Source organism: Dactylosporangium sp. NPDC051541 (genome assembly GCF_044454505.1).
Lineage (GTDB): Bacteria > Actinomycetota > Actinomycetes > Mycobacteriales > Micromonosporaceae > Dactylosporangium.
On the sequence record NZ_JBITDU010000003.1, the window covers coordinates 411,847 to 427,592 of the forward strand.

The window sequence follows — 15,746 nt, forward strand, 5'->3', positions numbered from 1 at the left end:
CGTAAATACCGCACCCCGGCTAGCGTGATCGCTCCAGGTGATCGACCAGTCCACGCAGCGCAGTCGTGATCCGGGCGAGCTCGGCCGGCTCGAGGTATGACAGGGCGAACGACTCCGCGGTCTGCGAGTCCGGCAGCAGCTCCCGGATCAGGCGATGCCCCTTGCGGGTCAGCTGCAGCAGCACCAGGCGGCCGTCGTCGGGGTGGTTGGCCCGCTTCACCAGGCCCCGCCCGGACAGGGTGTCGACGACGCCCGTCAGCGTGGCCTTGGAGATCCCGGCCTGCTCGGCCACGTGCCGGGTCTCGATGCGGCGCGCGGCCCAGACGGTGCGCAGCACCACGAAACCGGTCCACGTCAGCTGGCGCGGGCGCAGGACCTCCTGCTCGACGTGCTGGCGGACCGCGTTGGCGGCGCGATGCAGGTGCAGCACGGCCTCGGTCGCGCCCGTGAACGCGGCTCCGTCCCGGCCCACCGTTGCGGTCACCGTGTCCCGCGCAGACGTGCCCGTGCCGACGCGACCCCGTGCTTGCCCATATGGGCGGCCCCCCTCCGGTCCCCACATCGAACACCCAGAATATCGGGAACGTGTCGGTTCCGTTGCCCCGCCATTACCCTGTGCAGTCTCATGACGACCCTCCGGTGCGTGCCTTTTCGGCATTCACCGCGTTTGTCCGGCTGTTCTGCCGGATATCCGATGAATTGAAACTGACGATCGCGGCTGGGGGTGCGGCGGGCGTGCGTCCGGTGTCGCGGCCGGCCGCAGGTCCGCTCGTCTCCCCCTGCACTGGACGAGAGTGGGGGTCCGGTCCGTCTGATACATCCATCGCGTCCGGTACCGTCTGGGCCGCGCTGTCCGGCCGGTCCTCGGCCCGCACCGAGGTGGCGGGTGTGATCGGCGGCACCGCGGCCGGTGGCCACCGGTGTTCCGTGGTCGGTGGCGACCACCGCAATACGGTGGAAGTCCTCGATGCGCGACCCGCGCGTGGACGGTCGGCCTGCGGCTGTCGCTCGCGGGCGGGCGCGGTCTCTGGTGTCTCTTGTGGTCGGCCCGGCCGTGGCGGTATGCGTCCACGGCGGACACTTCGCCGACCGCCGCGACCCGCGAACGGCCGCTGAACCTGCCGGTGTTTCTGCCGGTCGGTGGTGGCGCTCAGTAGCCGGCCCGCCGTCCGCACGCGCTGCGGGGGCATCCGCCGTGATCGGTGGCCAGCGCTACGCCTCGGTGCCGGCCGCGCTCAGTCGCGGTCCTTGCGGTTCATGAGGTGGCGGCGCTGCCAGACGAGCAGCGTCAGGAACGCGACGATCACGAAGGCGACGCAGCAGTACTTGGCCACGGGTGCAGCCTACGACCAGTCCGGCACGTGCTCGGGGGCGCGGCCGACGGGCCGGCCGCGGCGGGCGGCCAGGCGGGCGAACGCGACGGCGTCGGAGATCGCCGCGCATCCGGGGTCGTTGTTGAAGTACACATAGATGTCCTGGTTTGGGAAGACCTCGGCCAAGCGGTCCGTCCAGGCGCTGAGCGAGGCGCGGCCGTACCGGGGCCAGGGGTTCGCGCGGCCCTCGTGCATCCGTAGATAGCCCCAGTCGGCGGTGCGCCACAGCGGCGCCTGGGGTCGCCCTTTGCGGTCGGACCAGCACAGTGCGGCGTTGTGGCCGGTCAACGTCTTTCGTATCTCGTCCGTCCACCACGAGTCGTGCCGCGGCTCGACGGCGACCCGCACGTCACGGGGGAATGCCCGCAGGGTCCGGTCGAGGGCCTCGGGGTCGGCGTGGAGGGTCGGCGGGAGCTGGAGCAGGACCGGGCCGAGCTTGGGGCCGAGGCCGGCGGCCCGGTCCAGCAGGCGGGCCACCGGCTCCTCCGGGTCCTTGAGCCGCTTGACGTGCGTGAGGAAGCGGCTCGCCTTGACCCCGACGGTGAAGTCGTCCGGGGTGCGGGACCGCCACGCCTCGAACGTGCTGCGCTCCGGCAGCCGGTAGAACGCGTTGTTCACCTCGACGGTTCCGAACGCCGCCGCGTAATGCTCCAGCCACAGACGGTGCGGTACCTCGCGGGGGTAGAAGCGGCCACGCCAGTCCCGGTACTGCCAGCCCGAGGTACCTACGCACATCATGTCCCGGCCAGTTCCCTCTTTCACCTGCGGTTATGCGTTTTCGGCCGGGCATGACTAGACGACGGCCGACATACGTAGACGGTCCGGGGCCTCGTCTACGTATGTCTGGGCGGCCGGATTACGTAAGCGATACCGATGGAACGCGGGCCTTACTCGGACAGGATGGAGGCACGAGGTTGAGAGGGGTTCCAGTCATGAACATCCACGATGGTCTGTTGTCCGAGCTGGTCCGTCAGCGCCGCCACGACGTGTTCGACGAGAACCGGCACTGGACAAGCCGCGTGCGGCTGCGGCGTCGAAACCGGCGCGAGCACCTGGCTTGATCCGGCCGCACGGCGGCCCCAGATCTCACGCGACCGAACCGCGGGGGAGCGCAGCCCCGGCACGTCCTCGCCGACGTGCCGGGGCTGTTCTGGGTTTCCCGGGCTGTTCTGGGTTTCCGGGGCCGTTGCCCGGCGGCGGCGTGATGACTAGATCCCGGCGGCGATGACTAGGCCGGCCCGGCGCCGAAGATACGTAACAGGTGCAGATGGCAGCCAGGCCTTACCTCGCGAGGATGGAACCGACAACGAAACAGGTCTCCCGAGGAGTCGAGATGATGCACCCGGTTTTTCTCTACAGCCAGCTTCAGCACCGCCAGCAGGGCCTGCTCGGACTCGAAGCCCACCGCGGCGCGGCCGGGCGGGACGAGCGCCGCGTCTGGTGGCGTTGGTCGCGACCGTCACAGCCGGAGGAGCGCCCGCCCGCCGGTAGGCTGGTGACGTGCGGGCCAGCCGTAGCGGAATGAGCCAGGTGATGGTCGGCCGCGACGACGAGCTGCGCCGGTTGCGCCGGCTCGTCGACGGGTCCGAGCCTTCCATCGCCATGCTCGGCGGGGAGCCGGGCATCGGCAAGAGCCGTCTCGTCCAGGAACTGATCGCGGGCGTGCCCGAGACCGTTCCCGTCCTCGACGGCCAGGCCGACCCCGGCACCCTCAGCCGGCCCTTCGAGGTGCTCCTCGGCGCCATCGACAGCTGCCGCCGCTCCGAGCTTCTCGAACCCGAGCTGCTGCGGGTCGTCACCGACGCGTCCCGCTCGATGATCGACCGCATCCAGGCCGGCCTCGAGATCGTGCAGCAGCTGACCGTGCCCGGCTCGTCGATCGTCGTGTTCGAGGACCTGCACTGGGCCGACTCCGAGAGCGTCGCCCTGTTCGAGCGGATCGCCGAGCTGCCCGGGCCGCGGCTGCTCATCGGGACCTACCGCCCCGACGAGGTCACCCGCCGCCACCCCCTGGCCGACCTGCTGACCCGGCTCGAACGGCGCTACACGGTGACCAACGTGCGGCTCGAGCGCCTGAGCCTCGCCGACACGTCGATGTTCCTGAAGTCCGCGACCGGGCGCCCGCCGACCTACCGGACCGCGCTGTCACTGCACAACCGCACCGGCGGCAACCCGTTCTTCCTCGAGGAGCTGCTCAAGGCCAACGGCGAGGCCGACCTCGACACCCTCTGCGACCGGCCGCTGCCGTGGAACATCGCCGAGGCCCTGCGCCGTCAGCTCGACGACCTCGACGACGCCGAGAAGCGCATCGTCGAAGCGGCCGCCGTCCTCGGCCGCAAGGTCCCGTTCGACCTGCTCGCCGCCGTCACCGGCTTCGACGAGAACGAGCTCATCGACGGCCTGCGCGACCTCGTCCGGCGCGGGCTCATGGTCGAGACCGGCGACGACGAGTTCAGCTTCCGCCACGCCCTGACCCGCGAGGCGCTCGTCGACGAGATGCTCGCCCGCCAGCGCCGCCGCCTCCACGAGCTCGCCCTCGAGACGCTGCTGTCCACCGGCAGCAAGGACTACGCGCTCGTCGCCCACCACGCCAAAGGCGCCGGGCGCTACCTCGACATGGTGGAGGCGGCCCGCCGCGGCCTCGTCGTCTACCTCGAGATGGGCTCGCCCTACCAGGCGCTGCAGCTCGCCGAGATGGGCCTCGACGAGCTCCCTGACGACGTCGAGCTGCTCTCCTGCGGGGCCCGCGCCGCCTGGCTCGCCGGGCTCCTCGACGACGCCCAGGAGCTCGGCCGCCGCTGGCTCGACGCCGCCGCCACCGGCGAGGAGCGCGCCGACGCCCTGCGGCTGCTGGTCCGGCTCAGCTGGGAGGTCGGCAGCAGCGGCAGCATGCAGGAGCGCGCGGCCCAGCTGCGGCGCGAGATCGCCCACCTCGGCGACGGCCCGGCGAAGGCCCAGGCCTACGCGGCCATCGCACAGGCCTACATGCTCCACGACGACACCGAGCGGGCCGTCGCCTGGGCCGACATGGCGATCGCCCTCGGCGAGGAGCTCGGGCTCCCCGCGGTCTGGCTGGCCGGCAAGGTCGAGAAGGGCTCCGCCCTCGTCAACGTCGCCGCCGGGGTCGACGAAGGCGTCAAGCTGCTCAACGAGGCCGCCCAGGAGGCCGAGGAGGCCGGCGAGTGGCTGCTGGCCGCGCGGTCGCTCAACAACCTCTACAACCTCCTGCCCGGCGGGCCCGCCGACTGGGCCGCCGCACTGGAGCGGATGCGCACCTTCGCCGAACGGGCCGGGTTCGAGTCCCTGGCCGTCGCCGCCTACTTCCAGGGCCGCGCCCGCCTCGCCGTCCAGGAGGGCAACCTCGGCGCCGCCCTGGCCGAGCTCGAAGCCGCCCGCCGCCGCGACAAGGGCCTGCTGCGCACCCGCAACGGCAGCGACTACCACGGCGTGTTCTTCACCGGGCTGCTCCTCGAGGCGGGCGAGCTCGACAAGGCCGACATGGTCATCCGCGGCCTCGTCGAGCAGTCCACCGACGCCTACACGATGCTCACCCAGACCTCGGTGCCCGGCCTGCAGTTCCACCTGGCCTGCCGCCTCGGCCGCACCGACCTGGCCCGCGACCTGCTCCGCACCGTCCTCGAGGCCGTCCGCGTCACCGGCGTCACCGGCCGCGACTTCGCCCACGACATCATCTCCGCGGGCCTGTTCGCCGGCCTCGGCGCCGACGAGCTCCGCCCGATCGCCGCCGCCATCGACGACCCGCTCTTCGACGACGCCTACCGCTGGCTCGCCGACGCCCAGATCGCCGAGGCCACCGGCGACACCACCGACGCCCTGCGCCTCTACCGCGCCGCCGTCGCCGAGCCCACCATGCTCCTGCCGGCCCACCGCGGCACCGGCCACCTCGGCGCCGCCCGCAGCCTCATCGCCCGCGGCGACCTGGACGCGGCCCGCACCCAGGTCCGCGCGGCCGAACCCCACCTGGCCCGCTGGGCCGGCTGGCGCGTCGCCGAACTGACCGCCTTGCGCAGCCGCCTCGGCCTGACCGCACCGACCGCCGCCGGCGACGAGTCCCTGACCCCGCGCGAACGCGAGGTCGCCGTCCTGCTCGCGGAGGGCCTGACCAACGCCGAACTCGCCCGCCGCCTCTACATCTCCCCCCGCACCGCCGCCGTCCACGTCTCCAACATCCTGAGCAAACTGAACCTGGAGTCCCGGACGCAGATCGCCGCCTGGATCAAGTCTCGCGGCGCTTCGCAGTGAACCTTTCCCAGCTTCGCGCTTGAGCCTTTGCCGCTCGGTTTCCGGTTTCCGGCTTCAGTGCTCGGCTCTGACGTTCGGGGCTTTGCGCTCGACCGGCCTGGTCCTGAGCGTCCGCGCTCTGCTTGCGGAATACTCCCGTGGGCGGATGTGCGGCTTGGCGGGACTGCCTACCATCGGTCGCATGCTGTGGTCGATGACCACCCTGCTTACGGCGTGGGGCTTCGCTGGCTCGCCTGGTGACGTTGTCGCCGTGGCGACGGCTGTGCTGGCCGCGCTCGCCGTGGTGCTGGCCGCCCGGCTGGTGGCCGGGGCGCCGGCGGCGCCCGCGGGGCTGCAGGCTTTGCCGGCTCGGGCCCGGATCGGTCTTGGACAGGCCGTTCGCTCGGTCGACCCGGACGCGGCCGGTCGGCCTCGTCCCCGGGCGCCGGGCATCTGAGCCTGGCGATCGCCGCCGGCTCGCCGCCGGCCTGACGCATTTTCGCGCGTCATGGCCTTGTCCACCGCGGTTGTGGACTCGTTCACCGCGGTCGTGCGGCGTCGTCCACTGCGTTGCGAACCCTTCGCTGATGTGACCCTGCCCGCTGCGGTTGTGCGTTTCGCGCATCACGCTCGTGCGGTTGTGCGTCTCGTGCCGCGTGGTCGCGCAGGTGTGCGTTCCGCGCGTTCCGTGCATCGCGGTCGTGCGGTTGGGCGATCCGTGCAGCCTGGTTGTGCGTCCCGTGCGGTGCGGCGTGCGTCTCGTGCCGCGTGGTCGCGCAGGTGTGCGTTCCGCGCGTTCCGTGCATCGCGGTCGTGCGGTTAGGCGTCTCGTGCACCGTGGGTTGCGCGGTTGTGCGTCTCGTGCAGCGCGGCTATGCAGCTGTTCGTTCCGTGCAGCTGTGCGTCTCGTGCAGCGTGGCTGTGCAGCTGTTCGTTCCGTGCATCGCGGTCGTGCGATCGTGCGGTTCGGCGTCTCGTGCAGCGTGGTTGTGCGGTTGGGCGGCGTCGTGTGTCGCTGTCGCTCGGGTTCGTATCGCGTTGATCTGACTCGGCTTCTCGCTGCCTGAGCCCCTGTGCTCGGGAGCTGCTCCTCCATGACTGCCGCTTTCTGCTGCTTCCTGTGTGCCCGGCGGCGGCGGTGCTGATTCTTGCTGACGTTCTTGACCAGAAAGGTCGAGTCTGTGGTTCACCATGTTCTTCTCGCGTTGGCCGGGTTGCTCGGGTCCGTGCCCGCGGCGATCGTCGCGGCCACCATCCTGTTGCGGGCCGCGCTGCTGCCGTTGAGTGTCCGGGGGTACCGGGCCGAGCGGATCCGGGCGAAACTCGCGCCGGAGCTGGCCGGGCTGCGGGAGCGGCACAAGCATGAACCCGTCGTGCTGGCCGAGAAAACGACGGCGGTGATGCGGGAGGCGGGGTCGGGGCCGTTCGCCGGTCTGCTGCCGATGCTGGCGCAGGCGCCGTTCATCTGGGTCGTGTACCGGGAGTTCACCAACGGCGGCATGCACGGCTACTCGGTCCTCGGCGCCGATCTCACGCAGCGGCTCTACTCGCGTCCCGCACTGCTCGCCGGATGGCTGATCGTGGCCGCACTGACCGCGATCGCCGTGTGGAACGTGCGGCAGTTGCCGGCCGAGTCACCCGCATTCGTGCGCGTCCTGTCGTTCGGCACGGTGGCGTTCGCGGCGTTCGTACCCGTTGCGGCCGGCATCTACCTCGTGACTACCGGGCTGTGGACGGCGGCCGAACGGTGGTACTTCCGCCACCGCCGCTGATCGCACGGAATCGGAAGCGCACGTGCGGCGCGCATGGGCGAGTGGTGAGCGGTGACTGCTTGTCCGGAGGCGCACGGGTGGCAGGCACGACAGCGGCAGGCACGGGCGAATGGTGAGCGGTGACTGCATGTTCGGAAGCGCACGTGCGGCGCGCATGGGCGAATGGTGAGCGGTGACTGCATGTTCGGAAGCGCGCGTGCGGCGCGCACGGGTGAGTGGTGAGCGTTGACTGCATGCGGAAAGGCGGCGCATTCACGGTACCCCCGGAATGCGCCGCCTTTTGCCGTTGACTTGCAGTCAGTGGGACTGCGACTGGCGTGCAGCGGGCCAGTTGCGGTTGATGTGCGATCAGCCGGTTTCGCCGGCGATGGACAGGGTGCGGAGGCGCTGGATCGCGTACAGCGTCGATGCAATGGTGAACACCGCGGCCATGACGCAGCTGAGCGGTACCGCCACATTGCCGTGCAGGAGTTCGGTCGGGGCGAGCCAGTCGACGATCGCCTGGACGTACTGCTGGATCGACAGCTTCTGCGTGCCCGACAAGATGTTGCCGAGGACGCCCTCCCAGAGCACCACGTACGCCAGGCCGACCAGCACCGGGCGCCGGCTCATGACGCTGAGCAGCACGAACAGCGAGCAGTACGCGACTGAGCCGATGACGCCGCCCACGAACAGCGCGAACGCCAGCGGCGGCTCGCCCGCGATGAGGCCGACGACGAACAGCGGCACCCCGGCGAAGATGGCGGTGACGCCGGTGGCCACGGCCAGCTTCGTCAGGATGATCTCCGAGCGTGGCAGTGGCTTGCTCAGAATGTGCGTGATCGTGCCGTCATCGATCTCGGAGCCGAGGACGCCGGTGCCGATGATGAGAGCGATGACCGGGAGTACCGCGGAGAAGCCGAGGCCGCCGATCACGCCCTCGCCCCACTCGGCGGGTTCCGGGCCGAACGCCTTCACGATCAGCGTGAGGCCGATGAGCAGCAGCGGTAGCGGCACCAGGAGCCAGATCCGGCGGCGGCCGAGCAGGCCGCGCGCGGTGATCATCGCGACTGTGGCGTTCATCAGGCACCCACCAGGTAGGAGAAGACGCTTTCCAGGGACTCGTCGGCCGGGATGAGGCGGCGCACGCGGACGCCCTCTTTGAGCGCGACACGCGGCAACGCGCGGGTGAACGTGCCGTAGTCCGACGCGCGCACCTGCAAACCAGTCGCATCGATGTCGACGCCGGCCACGGAGTCCTGGGCCATGAGCGCGACCGCGAGGCGCCGGTCGTCGCTGGAGCGGATGGTGAACACGTGCGGACGGTTCGTCATCAGGCGGCGGATCGTGCGGAACTCACCCGAGGCGGCCAGGCGGCCGGCCACCATGACCTGCACGGTGCCGGAAACCTGCTCGACCTCTTCGAGAATGTGCGAGGAGAACAGCACCGTGCGGCCGTCGTCGCCCATTTTGTGCAACAGATCCATCATGTGGAAGCGCTGCCGCGGGTCCATGCCGTTGAACGGCTCGTCCAGCAGCAGGACGCTCGGCTCGTGGACGAGCGCGGCCGCGACCCGGATGCGCTGGCGCATGCCCTTGCTGTAGGTGTCGATGCGGCGGTCCTGGGCCGGCTCCATCTCCACCAGGGCGATGGCCCGGCGGGCGGCCTCTTCCGGGTTGCTGAGCCGGAAGAGCTTCGCACTGGCGAGCACGAATTCGTGTCCGGTCAGGAAGCCGTGCACACTTTCGCGCTCGGAGACGAGGCCGAGTGTGCGGTACACGTCGGGATTGCGCCACGTTGGTGCGCCGTCCACGGTGAGCGTGCCGCGCGAAGGCGCCAGGAAACCGGACATCATGTGCAGGAGTGTGGTCTTCCCGGCACCGTTCGGGCCAAGAAGACCCGTGACACCCGGCGCGAGCGTCATGGTCACATCGTTGACGGCGACGACATTGCCGTACCACCGCGAAACGTGCTGCAGGTCGACGGTGCTCATGTCAGGCGGCCACCTTCCGGTAACGCTGCAGCAGCAGGAGGAGCGAGCCGCCGAACAGGATCAAGGCTCCGACGCCGTAGGCCCAGCCGAGGTTGCCGATCGGCATGCCGCCGCCGGCGGGTTTGCCGAAGATCCACTGTTCCAGGCCCATCATCAGAAACATCGGGTTGACCAGGAACGCCAGGTGCTGGACGGTGTCGTTGCCGAGCGTCGCGAGGATGGCGGAGACCGGCGAGGTGATCAGGAAGACGCCGACGATGAACGCGGCGGCGAACGCGCGCCGGCCCGACAGCGAGGCGACCAGCAGCGAGATCGAACCCAGGATGAGCGCGCTGATCAGCGCGGCGGCCAGGCCGGGGCCGAGGTCGCCGAGTTCGTCCCAGGCGCCGGAGAAGCCGTCGGTGCGCGTGAACACCGCACCGATGTAGATCAGCAGCTGCGGCACCCCGAGCAGGATCAGCACCGCGGTGCCGATCGCGGCGAACTTCGCGAGGGCGTAGTCGGTGCGCGATAGCGGGCGCGAGAAGTACAGGGGGAGCGTGCGATCGCGCAGATCGCGGGAGACGAGCTCCGGCGCGACGATCGCCAGGAACAGCATGACCGGGTAGCTGAGGCCGTCGACGTAGTCACGATACGACATCAGGGTTTGCCCGGAGATGGACCGGTAGGCGATGACAACGACCGCTACGAGCAACACAATGCCAATGATCATCCAGGGGAAGATCTTGGCCTTGGCCCCGCGGCCGATGCCGAACGCCGCGCGGACGCTGTGCTCGTAGAGGGAGCGGTTGGCGTACCACCGGCCGAGCCGCGGTCCCTTGTATCGCTGATAGCCGATGTCATGGATGACACTAGTCTGCGGCGCCACGGCCGGCCTCCTGAGCGCTCAGCGCGGGTGCGGTGACGGAGTGGGTCTGGAACAGCTCGGCCACCCGGTGGCGGCGCTGGTCGAGCCGGTGCAGCGGCAGATCGAGCTCGGCCACGGCGACGAGGATGCGGTCGTACACGTCCTCGTTGTCCAGCGGCACGTTCAGCGCGGCACCGTCCCGGCTGGCCGGGATGCCCAGCTCCGCCAGGCGCGCGGTGAGCTGCTCGACCCCCTCGGACACCTCGACCATCAGCACGTCCCGGCTCGTCGTCATGTCCTCGACCGTCGCCGAGCGCAGCAGCCGGCCGCCGTCGATCGCGATGATCGAGTTGCAGATTCGCTCAACTTCGCCCAGCAGATGCGAGCACACGACGATGGAGATGCCGAACTCGGTGCCGATCCGATGCACGAGTTCGAGCATCGCGTCGCGGCCGGCCGGGTCGAGGCCGTTGGTCGGCTCGTCCAGCAGTAGCAGGTCCGGGTCGTGGGCCAGGGCCTGCGCGAGCTTGACCCGCTGCTTCATGCCGGTCGAGTAGCCGCCGATCTGGCGATACCGCTCCTCGTAGAGCCCGACGTGCCGCAACGCCTCCGATGCACGCTCGCGCGCGGCCGTGGCGGGCAGGCCGCTCATTCGCGCAAGGTGAGTGACGAACTCTGCCGCCGACACCTCACCCGGCAGACAGTCATGCTCAGGCATGTAGCCGACGCGCGAACGCACCTGTTCGGCCTGTGTGGTCGGGTCCAGCCCCAGGACGCGCAACTCGCCGTCGGAGGGCGGCAGGAGACCCAGCATGATCTTGATAAATGTGGACTTTCCGGCGCCATTGGCCCCGACCAGACCGATGATCCCCGGCTCAACGGCCAGGGTCAGCTCCGACAGGGCGGTGACGCCACCCCCGTAGCGCTTCGTCAGCGCACGCGTCTCGATGAGTGTCACGTCGCCGAGACTACGGACCGTGTACCCCCAGGACTATCCGGAACGCACCTGAAAGCCGCTCCTTAGGGGTTCTACCTGTGATTCTTCTCAGGTTCAGCCGGCCCTCAGATCAGGGTCGCTATCGCCGAGTACATGTCCATGGAGGTCGACGAGGCGCTGGTTCGCATGCGCCGCAGCCTGGAATGGGCCGGCATCATCAGCCGGACGGCCGCGGTGCTGTGGATCGTGGCGTCCCTCGTCCTGCTGCCCCGGGTGCCAGGTCTGAGCGTGCCGATCAGCATCGCATCGGTTCTCGCGGAAGTTTTTGTCAATTTCCTCGGGGGGTACGCCCTGAGGTCGGTCGGCCGCCGCCGGTACCGGAGGATCAGCACCGTGCTGCTCGCGGCGGACACAGCGGTCATCATCGCTCTGGTCTACGCCGCGGCCGGCGCCCCGCAGCTGGTGTTCTGGCCGATACTCATCATCCCGATCATCGTCGGCGCCTACCGACACGGCCTGTCCGGCGCATTGCTGGTCGCCACCACCGTCGCTTCGGCCGGTGTGCTGCTCTATGCCCTCGGCCCGCAGATCGCCGGCCGCGACATGCCCACCGACCTGATCGGCATCGCGCCCGGCCTGGAGTTCGTCGTCGCGATCATGACCGGACTGCTGTCCCGCGCGCACCACAACCACCTCGACCAGCTGGCCGCCGCCCGTGCGACCCTGCGTGAACAGGCGCTCGGACTGCGCGAACAGGCACTGCACGACCCGCTCACGGGCGTCGGCAACCGGCACTTGCTGCACGAACACGCACGCACGACGCTCCGCCCGGGCCCGCCGGCCTCGGTGCTGGTGCTCGACCTGGACGGGTTCAAGGAGGTCAACGACACGCTCGGGCACGCGGCCGGCGACGAGTTGCTGCAGATCACGGCGGCGCGGCTGCTGTCGGAGGTTCGAGACCAGGACCTGGTGGCCCGCCTGGGTGGTGACGAGTTCGTGGTACTGCTGTACGACACGGACGTGCATCGCGCGCACGAGGTGTCGGCCCGTCTGCGCGCGGCGCTGACCGCTCCGGTGCAACTCGGTTCCGGCACGGTGTCGGTGGACGCGAGCATCGGCACGGCTACCGCCCGCGACGGCGACCTGGACACCCTGATGCGCGTGGCCGACGCCGAGATGTACCGCGTCAAGTCCGCCCACCACTTGTTGCGGGCGGCGATCCCGGCAAGCCGTCGGGCCGACAACGACCGGGCGGCACACCTGACCGAGGCCAGCGCCGCATAGCGACCGCCGCGAGCACTCCAGCGCCCGACGCTCGCACCCGGCCAGGAACGCTCGCTTTCGCGGGCACCGCGCGCACACCGCTCGCACCCTGCGCGTGGTGTTCGCACGTTTCGTGCGGTGTTCATTTCTTGCACGGTGTTCGCTTTCGTGCGCACGGTGTGTGCGTGCAGTCGGCGGACGTCGTTTGCATTGTGCGGTGGCCGTATGCAGTCTTGCGCACTTCGTCCTTGCGCGATGTGCGCGATGTGCGTCGTTCGGGGCGTACATTGTGTTTGCGTACGTTCGTGCAGCGGAGGTCAGGGTGACAGGCCGGCGAGTCGCAGGAGCAGACCCTTCACGTCGGTTGCTTGCACTCGGGCCGGCGTCAGGGACGGGTCATCGCACAGCCACACCGGGCCGTCGGCCGGGTCGGTGGGCATCAGACCGTGCGAACCCCTGACCGCTCGTGCGCCGGCGTCCAGACCGATCGCGCTCATGCGGTACCGGAAACCGAGCTTTTTGCGCAGTAACGCCATCCCGGCCCGCGCCTTTGCCGCACCCGGTCCGGCCGGGTCGAAGAACAGCTCGGCGGGGTCGTAGCCCGGCTTGCGATGGATCTCGACGAGCTGCGCGAAGTCGGGCGCGCGGCGGTCGTCGAGCCAGTAGTAGTACGTGAACCAGGCGTCCGGTTCGGCCAGCAGGACGAGCTCACCCGAACGCTCATGGCCGAGGCCGTCGCGGATCTCGCCGACGCCGCTCAGCGTGGAGCAGAGCTTGCGAACAGTCGGAATGTCTTCCGGATCCCGCACGTACACGTGCGCGATCTGGTGATCGGCGACCGCGAACGCGCGTGAAGTCCACGGATCGAGGTACTCCATGCCGTCCTGCGTGTGCACGTTCAGCCAGCCCTCGCTGCGTAGCAGGCGGTTGATGTCGACGGGCCGCGACACGTCCGTGATGCCGTACTCCGACAGCGCCACGATCGTTCTTTGCTGCTCTCTGGCCGCGTCGAGCAGCGGCCCGAGCACCGCGTCGAGTTCGGCGGCGGCCGCGGCGGACCGCGGGTCGGACGGGCCGTAGCGCTGCAGGTCGTAGTCCAGGTGCGGGAGGTACACCAGCGTCAGATCGGGGTCCTTGGCCCGCATGATGTGCTCGGCGGCCCGCGCGATCCACGTGGTGGAAGGGATGCCCGCCGTCGGCCCCCAGTACGTGAACAACGGGAAAGGGCCGAGCGCGTCCTGCAACTCGTCGTGCAGTTCCGGCGGGAACGTGTAGCAGTCCGGCTCTTTGCGCCCGTCCGCGTAGTAGATCGGCCGCGGGGTGACAGTCCAGTCGACGTCCGCGCCCATGGCGTACCACCAGCAGACGTTCGCGACCGTGTATCCGGGTTCGGCCCGCCGCGCCGCCTGCCACAACTTCTCACCGCCGACGAGCGCGTTGTGCTGGCGCCATAGAAGCACCTCGCCGAGGTCGCGGAAGTACCACCCGTTGCCGACGATCCCGTGACCGGCCGGCGTCTCCCCGGTCAGGAACGTCGACTGCACGGAGCAGGTGACAGCGGGCAGCACCGGCTCCAGCGGCACCGCGGCTCCGACCTTGGCCAGGTTCGGCATGTGCGACAGCAGCTGCGGCGTCAACCCGACGACGTCGAGCACGACGAGTTTCCGGCTCATGCGAACACCTCCGCAAGCTCCGGTGCCGGCCGGGGCCCGGTCCTGAGTGCACAACGCGCGGCCGTTTCGCTTCGCTCTTCACCGCTCATGGCTTCCGCTCCACGGATTTGAGTCCCAGATCGTGCAAGGTGTCGCGCGCGAACGCCAATTCGGCGGCCATGCCGTGCGCGAGCGCGTGCGGACCGTCCGGCCGCTGGCCCGGTGGCAGCACATTCCACGTGTACGTCTCGACCTCGAGGTGGTCACAAGCCGCGATCGGCCCGCCGAGCAGCGCCTGGAGGCCCGCCCGCAGCACGGGCGTGGTCGATCGCAGCGGCGGCTCCGGCTCGGCGTGCAGCGGCACGTGGTAGTGCACCCGCCACGGTTGACCAGCCACTCGCTCCGCGTCAACGCTGGAGTCGGCCACGCGCGCGCCAGCACCCGGCCCGGCCATACGAGCGGCAACACTCGATGCAGCCATGTGCGCGGTTGTGCCGGGCACGGTTGTGCCGGGCACGGTTGTGTCGATGAGCGCGGGAGCACCAAACGTCGCCAGGTCGGCGGCGGCGAGGGCTTCGTCGAGGTCGTCGAACGAGTGGCGGCAGCCGGCGGTGCGCGTCTGGTGCAGGAACCGCGGCTCGGCGTACCCGGCCAGCACCTCGCGTGCGTCGCCCGGATCGGGCACCTCCAGCGCGGCCGAGACCTGGACTTTCACCACCGGCAGGCCGGCTCGGGCCAGGCGCTGCACGGCCACCGCCGGGTCCTCCCACTGGCAAGCCAGATGCGCGAGGTCGACACAAACGCCCAGATAGCGGCGATCCACTTTCGACAAGTGCACAGTCGCTTGCAGCGTGTTCTCGATGATGCAGCCCGGCTCCGGCTCGAACGCGACCCGGATCGCCCGGCCGGTCAGCACCTCCAGCCCGGCGAGCCCCTGCGCCAGCGCGTCCAGCGCCCGGCTGACCCGCGCCGCCTGCGGCCCGTCCCACGGGTCCCGCCAACCGAGCGGCAGTGTCGAAATGGACCCGCGCGCGGCGTCGTCCGGCAACAGATCTACCAAAATCCGAGCCAGATCGAGGGTGTACCGCAAACGCGCTGGATCGGACCAGTCCGGGTAGTACACGGCCCGCTTGACGACCGGGGCGTGGAACTCGCGATACGGAAAACCGTTGAGCGTCACCACCTCCAGACCGCGCACGTCGAGCTCGTGGCGCAGCCGGCGGCGGGCGGCCTCGTCGGCGGCGAGCTCGGTCGCCACCCCGGAGCTCAGCCACAGGCCGAGCCCGAGCACGTCGGTGCCCAGCCGTTCGCGCATCGGTGTCGCATAGGTGTCCAACTGCGCGACGATGCCCGGGAGATCCTCGGCGGGATGCACGTTCGTGCAGTACGCGAGGTGCACGATCTGCCCGTCCGGATGTCGCAGCCGCATCAGTCACCCCCGCGCTTGATCGAGTTGCCCGCGAACGTCGCCGTGCTGTCCGCGAACGCGTCCGTGCGGCCCGTGGACGTCGCCGCGGTGTCCGCGAACGCGTCCGTGCGGCCCGTGGACGTCGCCGCGGTGTCCGCGGCCGCGTTCGTGCTGTTCGCGAGCTTTCTCTTGCTGTGCGCGGACGTCTCCGTGTCGTCCGTGGACGTGTTCCTGCTGTGCGCGAGCGTGTCCGTGTCGTCCGCGAGCGTGTCCGTTCCG

At 70.0% G+C, this 15,746-nt stretch carries 13 protein-coding genes; 5 read left to right on the plus strand and 8 right to left on the minus strand.

Going from position 1 to position 15,746, the window contains the following annotated elements:
* Positions 1-19 precede the first annotated feature (19 nt).
* Together ACIA8L_RS16040 and ACIA8L_RS16045 are read right to left on the minus strand one after the other, a co-directional pair.
* Complete coding sequence (locus ACIA8L_RS16040) at positions 20-472, minus strand: MarR family winged helix-turn-helix transcriptional regulator (protein WP_395904930.1); 453 nt, start codon at positions 470-472, stop codon at positions 20-22.
* An 871-nt stretch (positions 473-1,343) separates the two neighbouring features.
* Positions 1,344-2,135, minus strand: coding sequence for a DUF72 domain-containing protein (locus tag ACIA8L_RS16045; protein WP_395904933.1), 792 nt, complete (start codon positions 2,133-2,135; stop codon positions 1,344-1,346).
* A gap of 170 nt (positions 2,136-2,305) precedes the next feature.
* Between ACIA8L_RS16045 and ACIA8L_RS16050 the strand changes: the two genes are divergently transcribed.
* The 4 genes from ACIA8L_RS16050 (at position 2,306) to ACIA8L_RS16065 (ending at position 7,387) form a co-directional block, all read left to right on the plus strand.
* On the plus strand, positions 2,306-2,434 hold the full coding sequence (locus ACIA8L_RS16050; protein ID WP_395904935.1) for a hypothetical protein: 129 nt from the start codon (positions 2,306-2,308) through the stop codon (positions 2,432-2,434).
* A 439-nt stretch (positions 2,435-2,873) separates the two neighbouring features.
* Positions 2,874-5,636, plus strand: a complete 2,763-nt coding sequence (locus tag ACIA8L_RS16055) for an ATP-binding protein (RefSeq protein ID WP_395904937.1) — start codon at positions 2,874-2,876, stop codon at positions 5,634-5,636.
* A gap of 193 nt (positions 5,637-5,829) precedes the next feature.
* Positions 5,830-6,072 carry a DUF6412 domain-containing protein gene (locus tag ACIA8L_RS16060; RefSeq protein WP_395904940.1) on the plus strand — a complete coding sequence of 81 codons (243 nt, stop codon included), beginning with the start codon at positions 5,830-5,832 and terminating at the stop codon, positions 6,070-6,072.
* Positions 6,073-6,796: 724 nt separating this feature from the next.
* The gene (locus tag ACIA8L_RS16065; protein WP_395904942.1) at positions 6,797-7,387 is read left to right on the plus strand and encodes a YidC/Oxa1 family membrane protein insertase; all 591 of its coding nucleotides are present in this window, start codon (positions 6,797-6,799) and stop codon (positions 7,385-7,387) included.
* A gap of 348 nt (positions 7,388-7,735) precedes the next feature.
* Here ACIA8L_RS16065 and ACIA8L_RS16070 read toward each other — a convergent pair whose 3' ends face one another.
* The 4 genes from ACIA8L_RS16070 to ACIA8L_RS16085 are packed head-to-tail and all read right to left on the minus strand — an operon-like array spanning position 7,736 to position 11,165.
* A complete protein-coding gene (locus tag ACIA8L_RS16070; protein WP_395904945.1) occupies positions 7,736-8,449 on the minus strand; it encodes an ABC transporter permease subunit in 714 nt (237 codons plus the stop codon).
* Positions 8,449-9,360: an ABC transporter ATP-binding protein gene (locus ACIA8L_RS16075; protein WP_395904947.1), complete on the minus strand. Its 912-nt coding sequence runs from the start codon at positions 9,358-9,360 to the stop codon at positions 8,449-8,451. Before ACIA8L_RS16075 ends, ACIA8L_RS16070 begins: the two co-directional genes overlap by 1 nt.
* A gap of 1 nt (position 9,361) precedes the next feature.
* A complete protein-coding gene (locus tag ACIA8L_RS16080) occupies positions 9,362-10,228 on the minus strand; it encodes an ABC transporter permease (protein WP_395904949.1) in 867 nt (288 codons plus the stop codon).
* Positions 10,212-11,165: an ABC transporter ATP-binding protein gene (locus tag ACIA8L_RS16085; protein ID WP_395904951.1), complete on the minus strand. Its 954-nt coding sequence runs from the start codon at positions 11,163-11,165 to the stop codon at positions 10,212-10,214. The genes ACIA8L_RS16080 and ACIA8L_RS16085 overlap by 17 nt, the downstream gene beginning before the upstream one ends.
* A 132-nt stretch (positions 11,166-11,297) precedes the next feature.
* On the opposite strand from ACIA8L_RS16085, the gene ACIA8L_RS16090 reads away from it, so the two are divergent.
* A complete protein-coding gene (locus tag ACIA8L_RS16090) occupies positions 11,298-12,428 on the plus strand; it encodes a diguanylate cyclase (RefSeq protein WP_395904953.1) in 1,131 nt (376 codons plus the stop codon).
* Positions 12,429-12,724: 296 nt separating this feature from the next.
* Here ACIA8L_RS16090 and ACIA8L_RS16095 read toward each other — a convergent pair whose 3' ends face one another.
* Both ACIA8L_RS16095 and eboE read right to left on the minus strand, forming a co-directional pair.
* Positions 12,725-14,080 (minus strand): nucleotide pyrophosphatase/phosphodiesterase family protein, encoded by a 1,356-nt coding sequence (locus tag ACIA8L_RS16095; protein WP_395904956.1) that lies wholly within the window; start codon positions 14,078-14,080, stop codon positions 12,725-12,727.
* 85 nt (positions 14,081-14,165) lie between these two features.
* Positions 14,166-15,488 carry a metabolite traffic protein EboE gene (eboE, locus tag ACIA8L_RS16100; RefSeq protein WP_395904959.1) on the minus strand — a complete coding sequence of 441 codons (1,323 nt, stop codon included), beginning with the start codon at positions 15,486-15,488 and terminating at the stop codon, positions 14,166-14,168.
* Positions 15,489-15,746: the final 258 nt, after the last annotated feature.

Coding starts and splice junctions, on each gene's coding strand:
- ACIA8L_RS16075 (WP_395904947.1), bottom strand. CDS start 9,360: ATGAGCACCGTCGACCTGCAGCACGTTTCGCGGTGGTACGGCAATGTC.
- ACIA8L_RS16070 (WP_395904945.1), bottom strand. CDS start 8,449: ATGAACGCCACAGTCGCGATGATCACCGCGCGCGGCCTGCTCGGCCGC.
- ACIA8L_RS16060 (WP_395904940.1), top strand. CDS start 5,830: ATGACCACCCTGCTTACGGCGTGGGGCTTCGCTGGCTCGCCTGGTGAC.
- ACIA8L_RS16095 (WP_395904956.1), bottom strand. CDS start 14,080: ATGAGCCGGAAACTCGTCGTGCTCGACGTCGTCGGGTTGACGCCGCAG.
- eboE (WP_395904959.1), bottom strand. CDS start 15,488: ATGCGGCTGCGACATCCGGACGGGCAGATCGTGCACCTCGCGTACTGC.
- ACIA8L_RS16050 (WP_395904935.1), top strand. CDS start 2,306: ATGAACATCCACGATGGTCTGTTGTCCGAGCTGGTCCGTCAGCGCCGC.
- ACIA8L_RS16090 (WP_395904953.1), top strand. CDS start 11,298: ATGTCCATGGAGGTCGACGAGGCGCTGGTTCGCATGCGCCGCAGCCTG.